Here is an 18,075-nt window from a genome sequence, read left to right as displayed (position 1 = left end):
TTTACTAAGCCATGGACCGGGGGGTTTCCATCATCGATGCGCGGATCGCGCCCACAGCGGATGGCTGGCGGTTGGACCGTGCGCTGGCCGATGCGGTGCCGACGTTATCGCGCGAACGGCTGAAGGTGTTGATCGCCAGCGGCGCGGTGACGCGCGACGGCGTGATGGCGCGCGACCCCGCCAAGCGCGCGGCGGCGGGCGATCTGTTTCAGGTTGCCGTCCCTGCCCCGACGCCTGCGCATAACGAGGCGCAGGATATTCCGCTCGTCATCGCCTATGAAGACGAGCATCTGATCGTGATCGACAAGCCGGCCGGGCTGGTCGTGCATCCCGCCGCGGGCAATCTGGACGGCACGCTGGTCAATGCGTTGCTGCATCATTGCGGCGGATCGCTGTCGGGTATCGGCGGCGTCGCGCGGCCCGGCATCGTCCACCGGATCGACAAGGATACCTCCGGCCTGATGGTCGCGGCCAAGACCGACCGCACGCATGAGGGGCTGGCCAAGCAGTTCGCGGCGCACTCGATCGACCGCCGCTACCGCGCGATCACCGGGGGTATTCCCCGTCCCGCCGATGGCTCGGTCGATGCCCCCCTCGCGCGCAGTCCGCAGAACCGCAAGAAAGTGGCGATCGTGCAGGGCGGCAAGCGCGCCGTGACGCACTATCGCACCATCGAAAAGCTTAACAACGCCGCGCTGGTCGAATGCCGGCTGGAGACGGGCCGCACGCATCAGGTGCGCGTCCATATGCAGTCGCTGGGTCACGCCTTGCTGGGCGATCCCGTCTATGGTAGAACAAAGGGTGCTCAAAAAGCCCTGCTCGATGAACTCGATTTCCGGCGCCAAGCCCTGCACGCGGCGCATCTGGGCTTTATTCATCCCATAAGTGGTAACGCTTTGGCGTTTGAGAGCCCGATGCCGCCCGACATGCAGGAACTGTTCAGCCGGCTTCACGTATAGCAGAAGACCGCCTCGCGCCCGGCGACGGGACGGACGGAATGACGCTCCAGAAAGGGAGATAAGGATCATGGCAAAAGGCAGCAACGTCCCGGCGACGATTCCTGCACTGGGCGGGGAGCAGTCGCTCAACCGCTATCTGGCCGAGATCAAAAAATTCCCGATCCTTGCCCCGGAGCAGGAATATATGCTCGCCAAGCGCTTTCAGGAGCATGGCGACCCCGAGGCGGCGGCGCAGCTCGTCACCTCGCACCTGCGTCTCGTGGCGAAGATCGCGATGGGTTATCGCGGCTATGGCCTGCCCACCTCCGAACTGATCTCGGAGGGCAATATCGGCCTGATGCAGGGCGTGAAGAAGTTCGAGCCCGATCGCGGCTTCCGCCTCGCCACCTATGCGATGTGGTGGATCAGGGCCTCGATCCAGGAATATATCCTGCGCTCGTGGAGCCTGGTGAAGATGGGCACCACCGCGGCGCAGAAGAAGCTGTTCTTCAACCTGCGCCGGATGAAGTCGAAGCTCGACGCGTTCGAGGACGGCGACCTGCGCCCCGAGGACGTGACCAAGATCGCCACCGATCTGGGCGTCAACGAGGACGAGGTCATCAGCATGAACCGTCGCATGGCGATGGGGGGCGACACCTCGCTCAACGTCTCGATGCGCGAGGATGGCGAGGGCCAGTGGCAGGACTGGCTGGCCGATGACGCGCCGCTCCAGGACTCGGTCGTCGCCGAGCAGCAGGAGGCGGATGTCCGCCACGACATGCTGGTCAGCGCGATGGACGACCTGAACGACCGCGAAAAGCACATCCTGACCGAGCGTCGCCTGACCGACGATCCCAAGACGCTCGAAGAGCTGAGCCAGGTCTACGGCGTCAGCCGCGAGCGTGTCCGCCAGATCGAGGTGCGTGCCTTCGAGAAGCTGCAAAAGGCGATGATGCGCATCGCCGGCGAAAAGCGGCTGCTGGCGGCCGCCTGAGCATGACCGGCCGCACCGTCGTCATCGGCGGCGGCGCGGCCGCCATAGTCGATGGCGGCGGTGCCCTGTCGCGGGCCATTGTTAGGCTTGCACGGATGACGATTTAAAATCGCCCCCCTCAGGAAAACCTGCGCGAAGTCTTTTCCACTGTCCCGTAAGTCCAAGCCCCGGGCTTCATAGCGATGATCTTGAAGGAAAAGCGCTGCCGCCCATGCGGCGCCGGGACAGGCGGATCGACATAAGACAGACGGGCATGGCAGAACATTGATCGGCCTCAAGCCCAAAGCAAGGGGTCGGCTTGAGCCAAGGGGACTGCGTTACGTCATACCCCAGCGCGTGAAACCGCACTCATAGGGGATTAGTCAGCCAGATCGGGCCATGCGTCCAGAAGGGCGTTGCGGGTTGCCGGGCGCGCCGCCATCACCTTGCGAATGAAAGGCAGATTGGCGTCGAAGACCGGCACCTGCCACACCGCCTCGCCTCGCGCCGACAGCCAAGCCTTTATGATCCATAACAGGGCGACCTCATGGCGCCCATCCACGATCCGGGCTGCCAATGACGGCGCGAAGGATGGCGGCAGAGGGTGACGTGCCAGGGCCTGGGCAGCGAAGGCCGAATCCCGGTCCTCGGCCCCATCGAGTAGCGCCAGCAGCGGCGAAAGATGGTCGGCTTCCTGCGTCAATGTGAACAGCGTTTCGCGGCGCGCCACCTCGAAGGCGATGCCATGGACGCCGTCTTTCGCTTCCGCCCCCTCCAGCCGCTCCACGGTGGCCGCATCCCCGATCAGCCGCAGACCGTCGAGATCGGTCGTATCCCCCTCTACCCCCCGCGCCTCCATCATGCCGCGGGCGCGCGCTAGATCGTCATCACTCATGCCCTCAAAGTGGAAGGGGAAGTAACCCTCCGCCTTGTCACGGCCCTGGGCATGGAATTGCGCGATGAAAGCGGGCCAGGTCACTGCCAATCTCCAGAGTCCGGCAAGACGATTTTCTCCTCAAAATTGGTGATGCGACCCGACACCTTGCCGGCCTCGATCTCAGGCATTTCGTATTTCCGAAAGATATAGCCGCCTCCGGCCTTGCTGGGCGACTGGAGCGCCTCAACATTGCCACTCAAGCCTCGCGTGTAGCGCGCCGAGGTTTGCCCCCAGACCTGTTCGCCGCCCTTGTCCCAGGGCATCGCCGTGTTGAGATGATCCCAGTCGTCGATGACGCGCCCGCCGGGCGTTCCCTCTAGCGTGGTGCCACCATGGGCCTTGGCATATTGCCCCGCCGCGACCTTGTTGCCCGACCACAAGAAACCGGGCTTTCCGTCGGTCGAGACATCCAGCCGCCGAACGACTCCATCCACATCGCCCGCGTCGACATGGCGGGTCAGGATCGCGCGAGCTTCGTCGATCCGGCCTTCCTTGGAAAGTGCTGAAATCCGCCCCCGATCATGCGCGATGCTGCCCTCCCGCGCCAGCTTCGGGCCCGACACGACCATTCCCATGCCGACCAACCCTTGGAGTAGATCGCGATAGCCCGGACCGATGGCGTCGCCGACCATGCCGACACCTTCCATGCCCGCATATCCGGCTGCCCCGATCACGGCAAAGGCTCCGAAGGCCGCCGCCCCCGCCATCGCGGCAAACACGCCCGCCCCGACCAAGCTCGCGATCCCCAGTATTTGCAATCCGGATCGCGTCCACGACTCTAGGTCAAAGACGAAACCGGTCTGCGCCGTCTCGCCGCCGATCAGGACATTGGGGGATGCGCTCTTGATATGCGCGCCGCAAGTCAGCTTCGACTTCAGTCGCGACGCGGGCTGACCGTTGATGAAGACGGTTGCGGATCCTTCGCGAACGATCACCGATCCGGGCCATGGCGGATGGTTGAACGGTAAGCCATTGCAACTTGATGCGCTGGACAGTTCAGCGCGTATGGCCCCGCGGCCGTTGACGAAGACATTGGGCGAGCCGACCGTCAGGACGCCCGTGGTAGGTTCGGGCAGGTCGAAGATCGTCGCCAGCCCGGATGCGATCTGGTCGCCCGCCAGACCGCCACCCGCGATCGCTCCCGCGATCGCGACTGCCGCGAGGCCGCCGGTAAGGCCGACCGCGCCGACGACCGCAATGCCAGCGGCGACACCGACCAACGCCCCGCCCACCATGGCCAACATGCCGTAACCATGGGCGATCTCATCGTCGACGCGAGCGGCTGGTTCCATCGGGCCGGTCAGCGAGCCTGGCGGGGCCACGTCATGGGTAGTGGGGCGTCGCGGCCGGCGGATCGAAACGCAGGCTGGCCATGACCCGGCGCCAGTCATCTTCATGATAAGCGATGTCGGCGGGTGTCGCAGTCAGGGTGCAAATGACCGCTGTGAAATCACCGTCGAAGAAGATTTGCCGCAAATGTGCCGTTCGCCCGTCCTTCTCGAACTGAAATTCGAGCCATCCGGCGTCTCGCTCGTTCGCATGAAACAACGCGCGCTTCACCTCGTGATAGCCGGGTAGGCTGCGGCTCACGGCATCGGCCTGCTTCTCGAAATAGGCAGGAAATGGCATGACGCCCTTGCCTGGGTCCTTTGTCAGTACGAAGCTGGCCTCCCCGCCACCGCCAGGAGCGGGCGGCAAGCGAAACGCCACGATCGACTGGTCATGCCAATGCTCCGGCACGTCGAATACGGCCACGCTTGTGCGATAAACGGACATCGCCCGCGATAGTGTACCAATCGCGCCGGAAGTACAAGGCCAGCCTGACCGCGACGCATTTAACGCTTGGCCCGAATTTCGAAAGATATCATGGTCGTCTGGGCTGATCGATCCGGATGCGCAGAACAACAGGGGGGGCCGGTTTTCACCAAAGCCCCCTTCCCCTTTTAAAGTCCGGACACCCTCACCGGATCGGCGAGTTCGGGTCCAGTCGCATGTCCAGATAGCGGTCTACCGACCCCATCAGCTCGGGCATTTCATGCTCGAAGAAGTGGTTGGCCTTGGGGATGGTGTCGTGGTGGATGGTGATGTGCTTCTGGGTGCGCAGCTTGTCGACCAGCTTCTGGGTCGCCGCCGGCGTCGCGACCTCGTCGGCCTCGCCCTGAATGATGATGCCCGAGGAGGGGCACGGCGCCAGGAAGGTGAAGTCGTACATGTTGGCGGGCGGCGCGACCGAGATGAAGCCGCGGATTTCCGGTCGGCGCATCAGCAACTGCATGCCGATCCACGCGCCGAAGCTGACGCCCGCGATCCAGGTGGTCGAGGCCTCCGGGTGGAAGCTCTGCACCCAGTCGAGCGCCGAGGCGGCGTCGGACAGTTCGCCGATGCCGTTGTCGAACGTGCCCTGGCTTTTGCCGACGCCGCGAAAGTTGAAGCGCAGCGTCGCGAAGCCGCGCCGCTGGAAGGTCTTGTAGAGTTCCTGCACGATCCGGTTGTTCATCGTGCCGCCCGCATTGGGGTGCGGATGCAGGATCATGGCGACGGGCGCGCGCGGACGCGGAGCGGGAGCGAAACGGCCTTCGAGGCGGCCTTCGGGGCCGGGAAAAATGACTTCGGGCATCAAAACTCGCCGATCTGGATGCGCGCTGGTGGAGCGCCGGGAACGTTGCGCTATATAGGCCGACACGCCATTTTCGCAATTGTTCGATCATTTCAAAGACGGAACAAGCCCTGCCCCGCCTCTACCTCGACCATGCCGCCACCACCCCGATGACCGAGGCAGCGCGTACCGCGCTGGCGGAGGGGTGCGCGATCTGGGCCAACCCCTCCTCCCCCCATTCCGAGGGGCGCGCCGCCAAGCGCGCGCTGGAGGACGCCCGCGCCGCCGCCGCCCGCGCGCTGGGCTGGAAGCACGAGATATTGTTCACCAGTGGTGCGAGCGAATCGCTGTCCATCGCACTGACCCGCGCCATGGTGGAGCGGCGCTTCGTCGGGGCGATCGACCATGATGCCGTGCTGCGTGCCGCGCCGGACGCGATCGTGATGCCGGTCGGGCCCGACGGCGTGCTGCGCCTCCCCGACCTGAGCGGCTCCCGCGCGGTCGTGACGGTGCAATGGGCCAATAGCGAGACGGGCGTGCGTCAGCCGATCGCGCAACTGGCCGAGGCGATCCACGCCGCCGGCCATATCCTGCTGGTCGACGCCGCGCAGATGCCCGCTGGCGCGGACCCGGAGGTGATCGAGCATGCCGACCTCGTCGCGCTATCGGCGCACAAGCGCGGCGGCCCGCCGGGGATCGGCGCGCTGCTGGTCCGCGACCTGGCGTTGCTGGCACCGACCGGCGGGCAGGAGCGCGGCTATCGCCCCGGCACCGAGAATATGCCGGGCGTGCTGGGCTATGCCGCCGCGCTGGCCGAAGCGGAGCCGGACCATGCGGAACTGCGTGCGCATCTGGACGATGCGATCCGTCGTTCCGGGGGGATCGTCGTGGCGGACGCCAGCCGCCGTCATCCGGCCATCACCAGCTATCACATGCCCGGCAAGCCATCGGCGGCGCAGCTGATCCAGTTCGACCTAGCGCAAATCTCGGTCTCGGCGGGCAGCGCCTGCGCCAGCGGCAGCCTGAAGCCCAGCCATGTCCTCGCCGCGCTCGGCTGGGATGTGGACGCGGGGCGCGAGGTCGTGCGGGTCAGCTTCGGCCGCACGACAACGCGCGAGGATGTCGACCGCTTCGTCAGCGCCTGGCGTGCCATCGCACTGGGGAAGCGCGTCCTGTGATCTATCTCGACTATCAGGCGACGACTCCGCTCGCGCCCGAGGCGTTGAAGGCGATGCTCCCCTGGCTGGAGCAGGGCCATGCCAATCCGCACTCCCCCCACCGTGCCGGGCGACAGGCACGCGCCGCCGTCGAGGTCGCGCGCGATCAGGTCGCGGCGCTGCTCCCCTCGGGCGGGCGGGTGGTGTTCACCAGCGGCGCGACCGAGGCGCTGAACTGGGCGATCAAGGGCGCAAGCGGCGGGATCGTGACGACCGCGATCGAACATGCCGCCGTGCTCGACACCGCCGCCGCGACGGGGCGACCGTTGACCGTCTTGCCTGTCGACGGCAAGGGGCTGGTCGCAACAGGCCCCGATTACATCGACTCGGATCAGCGCGAGCCCCTCCCCTTCAGGGGAGGGGTTGGGGTGGGGCCTCGCCTCAGGCCGCACGCTGGTGGAGACGCCCCACCCCCGACCCAGTGGCAGGTAAACGATGCCCCGCATCATTTAGGTCATGCCGGGGGCATGACCGACCTGCCACTCCTGAAGGGGAGGGGTGATTCTGGTTCGCATCCTGCTACGCAGGCCCTGCCCCACGGCACCGGCCTGGTCGCCGCGATGCTGGTCAACAACGAGATCGGTACCGTCCAGCCGATCGACGCGGTGGCCGAGCAAGCCCATCAAGCAGGCGCGCTGATGCTGTGCGACGCGGTACAGGGCTATGGCCGGATCGCCATTCCCACGTCAGTCGACATGGTCGCGATGTCCGCCCACAAGATCCACGGTCCCAAGGGGATCGGCGCGCTCTGGATACGCGACGGCATTGCCCTCCCCCCGCTGCTGCACGGCGGCGATCAGGAGGGCGGCCGCTCGGGCACCCTCAGCCCTGCGCTTTGTGCCGGGTTCGGCGCGGCGGCGCGGCTGATGGCGATGCGGACCGAAGAGGATGCCGCCCATGTCGAGCGGCTCTGGACACTGGCGGTAGACCGACTGGGCGCGGACTGGACGATCAACGGATCGACCGACCAGCGTTATCACGGCAATCTCAACATCCGCCGCGATGGGCTGGATGTCGCACGGCTGATGTCCGATTGCCGCGACATCGCCTTTTCGGCCGGCAGCGCCTGTGCCAGCGGGTCGGGGCGGACCAGCCATGTGCTGACCGCGCTCGGCCTGTCGGTGCCCCAGGCGAAATCATCGATCCGCATCGGCTTCGGCCGCTACACCACCGAGGAAGAATTGATCCAGGCCATCGACCAACTGGTCGCCGCCGCCGGAGCGCAGCGGCCATGATCGCGCTGACCTTCATCGCCCGCGACGGTCACGCCATCGCCGTCGAGGCCACCTCCGGCGAAACCCTGCTCCGCGCCGGCCAGCGTGCGGGGCAACCCTTGGAGGGCACCTGCGGCGGACAGATGGCCTGCGCAACCTGCCATGTCCTGATCGACCCCGCCTATCTCGACCGTTTGCCCGCCCCTGCGGCTGAGGAAGAGGACATGCTCGATCTGGTGCCCGATGCCACCCGCACCAGTCGGCTGGCCTGCCAGATCATACTGACGCCCGACATGGCGGGGTGTACCGTCCGCCTTCCCTGAACCTGGGATAACGAACTGGTTCAGCACGCAATCATCGCCGATTCGCCATTCTCTCTTCATGCTCGCTGACAGGCGAGACGACCGGGAGTAAAGCGTTATGAAACTTCTTGCTGTATTGGGTGCCGGCCTGATCGCCGTCACGGGTATCACCGCCGCCGCGCCGGCCGACGCCGCGCCGCATGACCGCTGGGGCCGTGGACCGGGTTGGGATCGCGGTCCCGGCTGGCATCATCGCGGACCGGGCTGGGATCGTGGCCCCGGTTGGCATCGTGGGCCTGGCTGGAATCGCGGACCGGGCTGGAACCGCGGCCCGCGCTGGCATCGCGGTGCCTATAACCGCCCGCGCGTCGTGTGCCGCTGGGAGCGGACCTGGAACGGCCCGGTGCGCCGCTGCTTCAACACCTATCGCTAAGGCGTAAATCTTCGTCGCGCGCGGGGCCGTGGGATAAGGACTTGATCCCCCGGCCCCGTTTCGCCATATGCGCGACCGGGAGTCGGGCGGACGTAGTCGTCGCCAACCCGGTCAGGTCCTGACGGAAGCAGCCGTAACGATTTCGCTGCGGGTCGTCCCGGCTCCCACCCTCCGCACATTGTAAGCGCCATGCCCGATCGACCATCGGCGTATCCGTTGATGACGCCGCGCGCCCGAGCGCCTATGTTGGCCCGCGATGATTTCCCTCACCCCGACTTGTCCGACCCGTCATGGCTGATTCGTTCGACCTGGGCGAACCGCCCCAGCCCGTTCAGACGCCCGCCAAGGCCGAGGCTTACCGCGTTCTCGCGCGCAAATACCGGCCACAGACTTTCGACGCGCTGATCGGGCAGGATGCCATGGTCCAGACGCTGGGCAATGCGATCAAGCGCGACCGGCTGGCCCATGCGTTCCTGATGACCGGCGTGCGCGGGGTCGGCAAGACCTCGACCGCGCGGCTGATCGCCAAGGCGCTGAACTGCGTCGGCCCGGACGGCAATGGCGGCCCGACGATCAGCCCGTGCGGTGTCTGCGAGCCCTGCCGCGCCATCGCCGAAGGCCGCCATATCGACGTGATCGAAATGGACGCCGCCAGCCATACCGGCGTCGACGACGTGCGCGAGATCATCGAGGCGTCGCGCTATGCCGCCGTCTCGGCGCGCTTCAAGATCTATATCGTCGACGAAGTCCACATGCTCTCCAAAAACGCCTTCAACGCGCTGTTGAAGACGCTGGAGGAGCCGCCCGCGCATGTGAAATTCCTGTTCGCCACCACGGAAGTGAACAAGGTCCCGATCACCGTCCTGTCGCGCTGCCAGCGTTTCGACCTGCGGCGGATCACGGCGGACAAGCTGGCTGCGCATTTCGCCGACATCTGCGTCAAGGAAGGCGTGGCGGCCGAGGACGAGGCGCTGATGCTGGTGGCGCGCGCGGCGGAAGGCTCGGCGCGCGATGGTCTGTCGATCCTGGACCAGGCGATCGCCCATGCCGATCTGGAGGGTGGCGGCGTCACAGCGGCGGCGGTGCGCGAAATGCTGGGCCTGTCGGATCGCGGCGCGGTGCGCGACCTGCTGGGGCTGGTGCTGAACGGCGACGGGGCGGGGGCGCTGGCGTCGCTGCGGCGGCAATATGATTATGGCGTCGACCCGCAATCGGTGCTGCGTTCGCTGCTGGAGACGGTGCACGGCATCACGCTGACCAAGGTCGGCACGCCGCCCGACGCCGCGCAGCCGCTGGAAGAGCGCGCGGCGCGCGAGGAATGGGCAGGCTCGCTCAGCTTCCCCGCGCTGCACCGCCTGTGGCAGCTGTTCCTGAAAGGACATGACGAGGTCGCCCGCGCCGCGCTGCCCATCGAGGCGGCGGAGATGGCGCTGTTGCGGGCGATCCATGCCTCGACGCTGCCCGATCCGGGCGAACTGGCGCGGCAGATCCGCGACGGCGGCGTGTCGGCGTCCAGCGCGCCGGCGGTGACGCAAGCGGCGGCGCCCGCCGCTGCCCCCGTCGCCCTCGCCCCGCCGCCTCCGCCCGCCGAGCCCGAACCGCCCAAGCTGCCCGACAGCTTCGTCGCGATGATCGATCGGCTGGACGATATGGGACAGTTGGCGCTGGCGGCCCGGATGCGCCACGGTGCGCGTCTCGTGCGTTATACCCCGCCGGAGATGGTGTTCAGTGGATCGCGCCCGATCGCGGCCGATACGCTGAGCGAGCTGATCGCGGCGCTGAAGACGGCGACGGGCCAGAACTGGCGCGTCACGCTGGAGGACGTCCCCGGCCAGCCGACCCTGCACGAGCAGCAGGTCGCCGCCGAGGAAGCGATCAAGACCGCCGCGTGGGAATCGGACATGGTCCGCGCCGCGCGAGAGGCTTTCCCCGAGGCCGAATTGATGGAATGGGCCGGCAAACGCAGTGTGAACGGAGCATGATGTGAAGAATCTCGACGAAATCCTGGCGATGGCCCAGAACGTCCAGAACGAGTTGGAAAAGGCGCAGGCCAATCTCGACAATATCGAGGTCGAAGGCGTCTCCGGCGGCGGTCTGGTGAAGGTCAAGGCGTCGGCCAAGGGCCGGATCATCGGCATCACCATCGACGACTCGCTGATGCAGCCGTCGGAAAAGGGCATGCTGGAGGACCTGCTCGCCGCCGCGATCAACGATGCGCGGACCAAGGCGGATGCCGCCTCGGGCAGCGAGATGTCGAAGATGACCAGCGGCCTGCCGCTGCCGCCGGGCTTCAAGCTGCCCTTCTGATCCGGTCCCGTCGTTTCGGGAACGACATGGCAGCCATGGCGTTGCTCTCCCCATCAATAAAGGAGGGAATGTCATGGCCGATGAACGCGTTACCGAAACCTATGGCAATCAGCAGCCGCACACCACGGTGATCGAGCGTCGCAGCGGCGGCGGTGGCGGCATGGCGATCGCCATCGTCCTGCTGATCGCGGTGCTGGTGGGCGGCTTCTACCTGTTCAGCCGGGGCGGCGCGGAAAACCGCCGTGACGCAGCCGTGACCTCCGCTGCCAAGAGCGTCGGGGATACCGCCAAGAAGGCCGGTGACGCGATTTCCGGCGACGCGAAATAAGGTGACTTGCCACCGGCCGGGCTGATCTGCGTCCGGCTGGTGGTGATGGCGGGGGGATTGGCCGCTGCGTCGGGGTCGATCAGCGGTGGTGGGGTTTTTCGGCCGAACGTCAGCGGATCGCGCCCGGCTCCGTAACTGATGCGCCAGTTTCGTCAAAAGCATAGAACTATGGATGGCCTGAATGCCGCACGGTTGTTTACTGCCCGAAATGTGACTGCCGCGCAGGTTGTGCCCGCCCCTCCCAGTTTGCGCGGGTGAGGCAGGCGACAACGCGGGGGCGATATACGAAAATCACCGCACGGGTCTGGGAGTAGTTCGATTGTGGTGCGATGTGGGGTCAAGCGAGAAGCCTCGCAGCGCGTGGCAACCGCCCTCCCCCATCCCCTCCCGCCTGCGAGAGGGGCGTGTTCCTGTCAGATGACAAGCGCCATTCGATACGTTTTAAGACCACCAGATCGCACCAGGCACGCCCCTCCCGCAGGCGGGAGGGGATGGGGGAGGGAACGGTGTCTCACCGAGCCCCCACCCTACCGAATACAACTATCCAACCCCTGCCGCCGAACGACCCCGACATAGCGCGCAATGACATTGCCATGCCGCCGGACGAACCCGGTCGGCGCCACCGCCTCGCGCTTCTTGGGCAGCGGCAGCACCGCCGCGATCCGCGCCGCTTCGGTGGGCGACAGTCGGGAGGCGTCATGCCCGAAATAGCGCATCGCCCCGGCATTGGCGCCATAGGTGCCGATCCCCGTCTCGGCGATGTTGAGATAGACCTCCATGATCCGCCGCTTGCCCCACAGCGTCTCGATCAGGAATGTGAACCAGGCCTCGAAGGCTTTGCGGACATAGCCGCCATTCTGGAACAGGAAGGCGTTCTTCGCGGTCTGCTGGCTGATCGTCGAACCACCGCGAATCCGGCCGCCCTTGGCGTTGCGATAGGCGGCGCTGGCCATCGCCTGGAAATCGAATCCATTATGCGAGCAGAAACGCGCATCCTCGCCGGCGATGGCGGCGCGCGCCATGTCGGGGTCCATCTCGGACAGCGGCATCCAGTCCTTGGTCACGCCATGCCCGCCGATCACATCGCCCAGCATGGTGAAGGTAATGGGCGGCGGCACGAAGCGATAGATGCCGACCCACACGACACTGAGAATGACAAAGGCGAGCACGGCCTTCATGGCCCAGCGAGCGATGCGGAACATCCGCGAGGCTTTAGCGGGCTTTGTGGTGGAGGTCACGATCCTCCCCGGTACGGGGAGGTGGCAGGGCGAAGCCCTGACGGAGGGGGGCGCCACACAAGACACATACTTGTGGAAAGCCCCCTCCCCCATGCTTCGCATGGTCCCCCTCCCCGTGCCGGGGAGGATCGTCATATCGTCCAGATCAGCACATTGCCGACGAGCACGACCGCCATTACCAGCATCAGCACACCCTTGCGCCGATCCCCGCGCCGGATCGTCGCGATCCCGCCCGCGACGCAGGCGAAGGCCGCCAGCATCGCGATCCCCGGCGCGGCCTGTGCGATGTCCTCCATCAGCCCGCCAGCACGCGCGCATAGGCGGCGCGATCGACATTGCCGCCCGACAGCAGCACGAGCATGCCGTCCTCCGCCGCGACCTTGCCCGCCAGCAACGCGGCCAGCGCCACCGCGCCGCCGGGTTCGACCACCAGCCGCAGCCGATCGGCGGCGAAACGCTGCGCCGCCGCGACCTCCGCCTCGCTGACCGCGACACCCTCCGCACCGCGTCTCGCCAGCACCTCGAAGGTCAGTGGCGACACGCGAGTCGTCTGGAGCGAGTCGCAGGCGGTCGGCGGCGGGTTGTCGCCCACCGGCTCGATCCACCCCGCCTCCAGAGAGCGACGCATATCGTCCCAGCCTTCGGGTTCGACCACCGTCACCCGCGCCTCGGGCAATGCCAAAGTCAGCCCAGCGGCCAGCCCGCCGCCGCCACAGGGCGTCACGACATGGGCGGGCGCAGCCAGACCCAGCGCAGCCATCTGCGCCGCCGCCTCGATCCCTGCGGAACCCTGCCCCTCGATCACCCAGGGGTCATCGAAACTCGGCACCAGGGTCGCACCGCGCGCCTCGGCAAGCCGACGCGCGATCTTCTCGCGGCTTTCGGTCGCGCGGTCGTAATCGACGATCTCCGCCCCCAGCGCGAGCGTGCCCTCGCGCTTCGACACGGGCGCATCGGCGGGCATCACGATCGTCGCCGCGATTCCCAGACGACGCGCGGCCCAGGCGATTCCCTGCGCATGATTGCCCGACGAAAAAGCGACCACGCCCCGCCCCCGCGAATCCGCGTCCAGCGCGGTCAGACGGTGCCACGCGCCGCGCAATTTGAAGGCCCCGATCGGCTGTAGATTTTCCGCCTTGAAAACCACTGTTTTCCCATTGATCTGAAAGGGAAATATCGGGCTCGGCGGCAGGATGCGGGCGATCTTTTCGGCGGCGTCGCGGACCCCCGCTTTTGTCGGCTGTCTTAAGATTGTCACTTTTTATCTCCGACGCCCCTTCTACCGCTTTACAATCGAAAAAGCGGACCCTATTTCGCGCCTCCGCTGCCCCATGGGACTTCCAACCGCAAGGCAGCTTTTTGTCACCGTATGCCGTCAGGCAATTGGAGGTCCCTTGAGTTGCACCAGAATCATCGCGCGCTGGGGCTAGCTGCCCACTCGACCGCCGTCCCCTCCAATTTGGAGCGCGGCATCGACATCGCCAAGCGTCGTCCGGCTGATCCGGTCACGCTGCTTCGCCCGCACGCCGCTGCGCGCGCCGCCCGATTCTTCGTCGAGAAGTTTCCGGGCCGGCCGATGTATGCGGTGAAGGCGAATCCGTCTGCAGATCTGATCCAGATCCTGTGGGACAATGGCATCACCCATTTCGACACCGCCTCGATCGCGGAAGTTCGTCTGGTGAAGTCGGTCGCCCCGCAGGCCGTCTGCTGCTTCATGCATCCGGTAAAGTCGGAAGAGGCGATCGCCGAGGCCTATTTCACGCACGGCGTCCGCACCTTTTCGCTCGACTGCCTGGAAGAGCTGGAGAAGATCGTCCGTGCCACGAACGGCGCGATCGACCTGACCCTGTGCGTCCGCATGCGCGTGTCGTCCGAATATGCCAAGCTCAGCCTGGGATCGAAGTTCGGTGTCAGCCTGGAAGAGTCGAAGGACCTGCTGATCGCGACCCGTCAGGTCGCCGACGCGCTGGGCATCTGCTTCCATGTCGGCAGCCAGACCATGACCCCCGACGCCTATTCGGCGGCGATGGAGCGGGTGCGTGCGGCGATCGTCGCGGCGGCGGTCACGGTCGACGTGATCGATGTCGGCGGCGGCTTCCCTTCGGCCTATCCGGGCATGACCCCGCCGCCGCTGGAGCGTTTCTTCGAGACGATCCACCGCGCGTTCGAGAGCCTGCCGGTGTCCTATTCGGCCGAACTCTGGGCCGAGCCGGGCCGGGCGCTGTGCGCCGAATATTCGTCGGTCGTGGTGCGCGTCGAGCGTCGTCGTGGGCATGAGCTGTACATCAACGACGGCGCCTATGGCGCGCTGTTCGATGCGGCGCATATCGGGTGGAAATATCCGGTCCAGCTGCTGCGCGAGCCGACGTCGGACGCGCGCGACATGGACTTCAGCTTCTGGGGTCCGACCTGCGACGATCTCGACTTCATGCAGGGTCCGTTCCCGCTGCCCGCGGACACGAACACCGGTGATTATTTCGAGATCGGGATGCTGGGCGCGTACGGCCAGGCGATGCGGACGCAGTTCAACGGCTTTTCCTGTCACGAGTTCGTCGTGACCGACGACGAGCCGATGCTGTCGGTCTACCGCGACGAGGCCGAGCAGGTCCGCACCGCGAACGTCGTCAAGCTGTAACCCAGCCCGATTAGCAATCTCTATAACCCTCCCGCTCCGGCGGGAGGGGAATGGGGTGGCATTGCGGTTTCGACCGCGATAAGGCCCCTTCCCATACCCGTTCCCGCGCTTGGCCGCAGGACCGGGCCAGCCGGGTTACCGCGTCCCCAATAACGACGGCGGCTTCTCGATGATGATGGAACCATCATGACCGACACGATCAACGACAACCGCAAGGCCGAGCTGCTCTCCAGCGTGGTCGAGCATATCGACATCACCAAGTTCGACGCCCGCCCGATCATCGATTCGATGGGCAAGATGAGCTTCACCAGCCGCGACCTGGCGCGCGCGACCGGCATCTACAACCAGATGCTGGCCGACAAGGACTGCTCGATCTTCCTCGTCATCGCGGGTTCGACCTCGGCCGGCGGCTGCATGGACCTCTATGCCGAGTTGCTGCGCTCGAACATGATCGACGGCGTCGTCGCGACCGGCGCGTCGATCGTCGACATGGATTTCTTCGAAGGCCTGGGTCACAAGCATTACCAGGCGCTGGAAGTGCCGGACGACAACACGCTGCGTTCGCTCTACATCGACCGCATCTACGACACCTATATCGACGAAGAGCAGTTGCAGGACTGCGACCACACGATCGGCAAGATCGCGGACTCGCTGGAGCCCAAGGCCTATTCGAGCCGCGCCTTCATCCGCGAGATGGGCAAGTATCTCGCCGAGCACGGCAAGAAGGAAAACAGCCTCGTCAAGCTCGCCTATGAGCATGACGTGCCGATCTTCTGCCCGGCGTTCGTCGACTCGTCGGCCGGCTTCGGTCTGGTCAAGCATCAGGTCGAGCGCGCCAAGGAAGGCAAGCCTTACATGGTGCTCGACGCCATTGCCGACTTCCGCGAACTGACCGACATCAAGATCAAGGCGGGCACCACCGGCCTTCTGATGATCGGCGGCGGCGTGCCGAAGAATTTCATCCAGGACACGGTTGTCTGTGCCGAGATCCTGGGCCATGACGACGTCGAAATGCACAAATACGCGGTGCAGATCACGGTGGCCGATGTTCGTGACGGTGCCTGCTCGTCCTCGACGCTCAAGGAAGCGGCGAGCTGGGGCAAGGTCGATACCGCGCTCGAGCAGATGGTGTTCGCGGAAGCGGGTTCGGTGATGCCGCTGCTCGCCTCGGACGCCTATCATCGCGGCCACTGGCGGGAGCGCGTGAAGCGTCGTTGGGGAGCGATTTTCGACTAATGCTGGAATTTCTTGAACGCGAACAGCTGGCCTATGTGATCATCGGCTTCGTCCTGGTTGCCGGGCTGGCCTTCGCAATCCCGTATAGCCGTCGCCGCAAGCGTGAGAAGCTGCGTCGACGTGGGATCAAGAAATACGGCCATTGAGATCGGGGGCGGAACCGCAAGGTTTCCGCCCCTTTTCTTTTTGCTTGCTCCCCCTCTCCCGCCCCGGCAGTTTCGTGGGGGATGAGCGCTCCCATGCGCTGAGGAGAGGGATGCCATGATCGATCGACGCACGTTGCTGGGGGCGATGGCCACCGCGCCGCTCACCGCCCATGCGACGGCCAAGGCCGCCGGCCAGGCGACGGCAACGCCCGCCGCCATGACGCCCTGGCCACCCGCCGAGCATTTCCCGCTCTGGCCCGGCCGTCCGCCGGGTGCGCGCGCCAAGCTGCCCACGCCGAACCCGTCGATGAACGGCCCCGCAGGACGCCAGGAATTGTGGCTGCGTGGCACCGCCAATCCGATCGTCGCGGTCTTCCGCCCCGAACGCCCCGATGGCCGTGCGGTGCTGACCATTCCCGGCGGCGGCTATGGGTTCGTGTCGATTCAGAATGAGGGGATCGACGTTGCCAAGATGCTCAACCCGCACGGGATCACCGTCTTCGCGCTCTCTTATCGCCTGCCCTCCGAAGGCTGGGACCGGCAGGCCGACGTCCCGCTCCAGGATGCGCAGCGCGCAATGCGGCTGATCCGCGCCAATGCCGGCCGCTATGGTATCGATCCCGCCAATCTGGGCATTGTCGGCTTCTCGGCGGGCGGGCATCTCGCCGCGTCTCTGACCGTGGGATATGACGACGCGGTCTATACGCCCGTCGACGCCGCCGACCGACAATCGGCCAAGCCACGCTTCTCAGGGCTGGTCTATCCCGTCGCCAGCCTGTCGACGCCGAGCACCCATTCGGGATCGCGCGACAATCTGCTCGGCCCCAATCCGGACGCGGCAACGAAGGCACGCTACGACACGCCACGCCGGATCGGCGCGAGCACGCCGCCGCTATTCCTGGTCCACGCCGTCGATGACGGGCTGGTCCCGCTCGACCAGTCGATCGACGTCCTGACCCAGGCGCGTGCGGCCAAGGTACCCGTCGAGGCGCATTTCTTCGAGCGCGGCGGCCACGGCTTCGGCGCGATGAGCGCGCCCGAAGGATCGTCGGCGCGTCTGTGGCCGGACCTGTTCGACCGCTGGATCGCGCAGACGTTGAAGGGGTAATCGCCGGAGATTGGCGGCGGCTTCGCCTCGCTCCATGTACGCCAGACGGCCCGGCCCGGCGTGCGCTTCGACTCGCTTAGCGTGGACGGAGGTTGGGGAGTAAGCGTTGCTCGCGCGTTGAGAACATCCGTCTCTACCAGCACAACACTCCCCCGCCCCGTTCAGCCTGAGCGCAGTCGAAGGCAACGCCAAACGGTCACCGCGTAGCGTGCGCTTCGACTTCGCTCAGCGCGAACGGGGGTTGGGGATTGAGCGTTGCTCGCGCGTTGAGAGCATCCGCCTCTGCCAGCACCACACTCCCTCGCCCCGTTCAGCCTGAGCGCAGTCGAAGGCCACGCCAGACGGCCACCGCGTAGCGTACGCTTCGACTTCGCTCAGGCTGAACGGCGGTTGGGGAATGAGTGTCGCTCGTGTCTTGGGAACCCCAGCCTCCGCCAACGCCCCCCTCCCCCGCCCCGTTCAGCCTG

General features: G+C 66.1%; 20 protein-coding genes and 1 other RNA gene. 14 read left to right on the top strand and 7 right to left on the bottom strand.

From position 1 onward, the window contains the following. Positions 1-11: 11 nt before the first annotated feature. Positions 12-959 carry an RluA family pseudouridine synthase gene (locus GGR48_RS11770; RefSeq protein ID WP_183952079.1) on the top strand — a complete coding sequence of 316 codons (948 nt, stop codon included), beginning with the start codon at positions 12-14 and terminating at the stop codon, positions 957-959. Positions 960-1,026: 67 nt separating this feature from the next. Further along, the gene (rpoH, locus tag GGR48_RS11765; RefSeq protein ID WP_007404166.1) at positions 1,027-1,932 is read left to right on the top strand and encodes an RNA polymerase sigma factor RpoH; all 906 of its coding nucleotides are present in this window, start codon (positions 1,027-1,029) and stop codon (positions 1,930-1,932) included. 358 nt (positions 1,933-2,290) lie between these two features. Here the strand turns inward: rpoH and GGR48_RS11760 are convergent, their stop codons facing one another. The 4 genes from GGR48_RS11760 to GGR48_RS11745 all read right to left on the bottom strand — a co-directional run bounded on the left by GGR48_RS11760 (position 2,291) and on the right by GGR48_RS11745 (position 5,465). Then, positions 2,291-2,896, bottom strand: a complete 606-nt coding sequence (locus GGR48_RS11760; RefSeq protein WP_206362523.1) for a hypothetical protein — start codon at positions 2,894-2,896, stop codon at positions 2,291-2,293. After that, the gene (locus GGR48_RS11755; protein ID WP_183952077.1) at positions 2,887-4,140 is read right to left on the bottom strand and encodes a PAAR domain-containing protein; all 1,254 of its coding nucleotides are present in this window, start codon (positions 4,138-4,140) and stop codon (positions 2,887-2,889) included. Before GGR48_RS11755 ends, GGR48_RS11760 begins: the two co-directional genes overlap by 10 nt. Before the next feature lie 31 nt (positions 4,141-4,171). Continuing rightward, entirely contained in the window at positions 4,172-4,624 is a 453-nt protein-coding gene (locus GGR48_RS11750) for a DcrB-related protein (protein ID WP_206362522.1), read from the bottom strand. A gap of 184 nt (positions 4,625-4,808) precedes the next feature. Then, positions 4,809-5,465, bottom strand: coding sequence for an alpha/beta hydrolase (locus GGR48_RS11745; RefSeq protein WP_007404127.1), 657 nt, complete (start codon positions 5,463-5,465; stop codon positions 4,809-4,811). A gap of 89 nt (positions 5,466-5,554) precedes the next feature. Here GGR48_RS11745 and GGR48_RS11740 point away from each other — a divergent pair, with 89 nt between their 5' ends. From GGR48_RS11740 to GGR48_RS11700, 8 genes are all read left to right on the top strand, one after another. Continuing rightward, entirely contained in the window at positions 5,555-6,622 is a 1,068-nt protein-coding gene (locus GGR48_RS11740; RefSeq protein ID WP_420854075.1) for a cysteine desulfurase family protein, read from the top strand. Next, entirely contained in the window at positions 6,619-7,896 is a 1,278-nt protein-coding gene (locus GGR48_RS18170) for a cysteine desulfurase family protein (RefSeq protein WP_338110531.1), read from the top strand. Before GGR48_RS11740 ends, GGR48_RS18170 begins: the two co-directional genes overlap by 4 nt. Continuing rightward, the gene (locus GGR48_RS11725) at positions 7,893-8,198 is read left to right on the top strand and encodes a 2Fe-2S iron-sulfur cluster-binding protein (RefSeq protein WP_183952075.1); all 306 of its coding nucleotides are present in this window, start codon (positions 7,893-7,895) and stop codon (positions 8,196-8,198) included. Before GGR48_RS18170 ends, GGR48_RS11725 begins: the two co-directional genes overlap by 4 nt. 97 nt (positions 8,199-8,295) lie before the next feature. Continuing rightward, positions 8,296-8,610, top strand: a complete 315-nt coding sequence (locus GGR48_RS11720; RefSeq protein WP_183952074.1) for a hypothetical protein — start codon at positions 8,296-8,298, stop codon at positions 8,608-8,610. A 74-nt stretch (positions 8,611-8,684) separates the two neighbouring features. Continuing rightward, positions 8,685-8,782: signal recognition particle sRNA small type (gene ffs / locus GGR48_RS11715), an RNA gene on the top strand. A 118-nt stretch (positions 8,783-8,900) separates the two neighbouring features. Then, positions 8,901-10,592 carry a DNA polymerase III subunit gamma/tau gene (locus GGR48_RS11710; protein WP_183952073.1) on the top strand — a complete coding sequence of 564 codons (1,692 nt, stop codon included), beginning with the start codon at positions 8,901-8,903 and terminating at the stop codon, positions 10,590-10,592. A gap of 1 nt (position 10,593) precedes the next feature. Beyond that, positions 10,594-10,917: a YbaB/EbfC family nucleoid-associated protein gene (locus GGR48_RS11705; RefSeq protein WP_058718319.1), complete on the top strand. Its 324-nt coding sequence runs from the start codon at positions 10,594-10,596 to the stop codon at positions 10,915-10,917. Positions 10,918-10,990: 73 nt separating this feature from the next. After that, positions 10,991-11,245 carry a hypothetical protein gene (locus GGR48_RS11700; protein ID WP_076716850.1) on the top strand — a complete coding sequence of 85 codons (255 nt, stop codon included), beginning with the start codon at positions 10,991-10,993 and terminating at the stop codon, positions 11,243-11,245. Between the two features lie 527 nt (positions 11,246-11,772). Here the strand turns inward: GGR48_RS11700 and mtgA are convergent. From mtgA to GGR48_RS11685, 3 genes are all read right to left on the bottom strand, one after another. Then, entirely contained in the window at positions 11,773-12,447 is a 675-nt protein-coding gene (gene mtgA / locus GGR48_RS11695; RefSeq protein WP_183952072.1) for a monofunctional biosynthetic peptidoglycan transglycosylase, read from the bottom strand. A gap of 167 nt (positions 12,448-12,614) precedes the next feature. Next, on the bottom strand, positions 12,615-12,779 hold the full coding sequence (locus GGR48_RS11690; protein WP_183952071.1) for a hypothetical protein: 165 nt from the start codon (positions 12,777-12,779) through the stop codon (positions 12,615-12,617). Then, complete coding sequence (locus GGR48_RS11685) at positions 12,779-13,687, bottom strand: threonine ammonia-lyase (RefSeq protein WP_338110532.1); 909 nt, start codon at positions 13,685-13,687, stop codon at positions 12,779-12,781. The genes GGR48_RS11690 and GGR48_RS11685 overlap by 1 nt, the downstream gene beginning before the upstream one ends. Before the next feature lie 195 nt (positions 13,688-13,882). Between GGR48_RS11685 and GGR48_RS11680 the strand changes: the two genes are divergently transcribed. The 4 genes from GGR48_RS11680 (at position 13,883) to GGR48_RS11665 (ending at position 17,608) form a co-directional block, all read left to right on the top strand. Then, positions 13,883-15,118, top strand: a complete 1,236-nt coding sequence (locus tag GGR48_RS11680) for a type III PLP-dependent enzyme domain-containing protein (protein ID WP_183952069.1) — start codon at positions 13,883-13,885, stop codon at positions 15,116-15,118. 186 nt (positions 15,119-15,304) lie between these two features. Beyond that, positions 15,305-16,354: a 1,9-bis(guanidino)-5-aza-nonane synthase gene (locus tag GGR48_RS11675; protein ID WP_183952068.1), complete on the top strand. Its 1,050-nt coding sequence runs from the start codon at positions 15,305-15,307 to the stop codon at positions 16,352-16,354. After that, on the top strand, positions 16,354-16,500 hold the full coding sequence (locus tag GGR48_RS11670) for a hypothetical protein (protein ID WP_183952067.1): 147 nt from the start codon (positions 16,354-16,356) through the stop codon (positions 16,498-16,500). Before GGR48_RS11675 ends, GGR48_RS11670 begins: the two co-directional genes overlap by 1 nt. A 115-nt stretch (positions 16,501-16,615) precedes the next feature. Then, positions 16,616-17,608, top strand: a complete 993-nt coding sequence (locus GGR48_RS11665; protein WP_183952066.1) for an alpha/beta hydrolase — start codon at positions 16,616-16,618, stop codon at positions 17,606-17,608. Positions 17,609-18,075 lie beyond the last annotated feature (467 nt).

The organism is Sphingomonas pseudosanguinis (assembly GCF_014196255.1).
Lineage (GTDB): Bacteria > Pseudomonadota > Alphaproteobacteria > Sphingomonadales > Sphingomonadaceae > Sphingomonas > Sphingomonas pseudosanguinis.
This window is presented reverse-complemented; position numbering and strand designations above follow the sequence as displayed.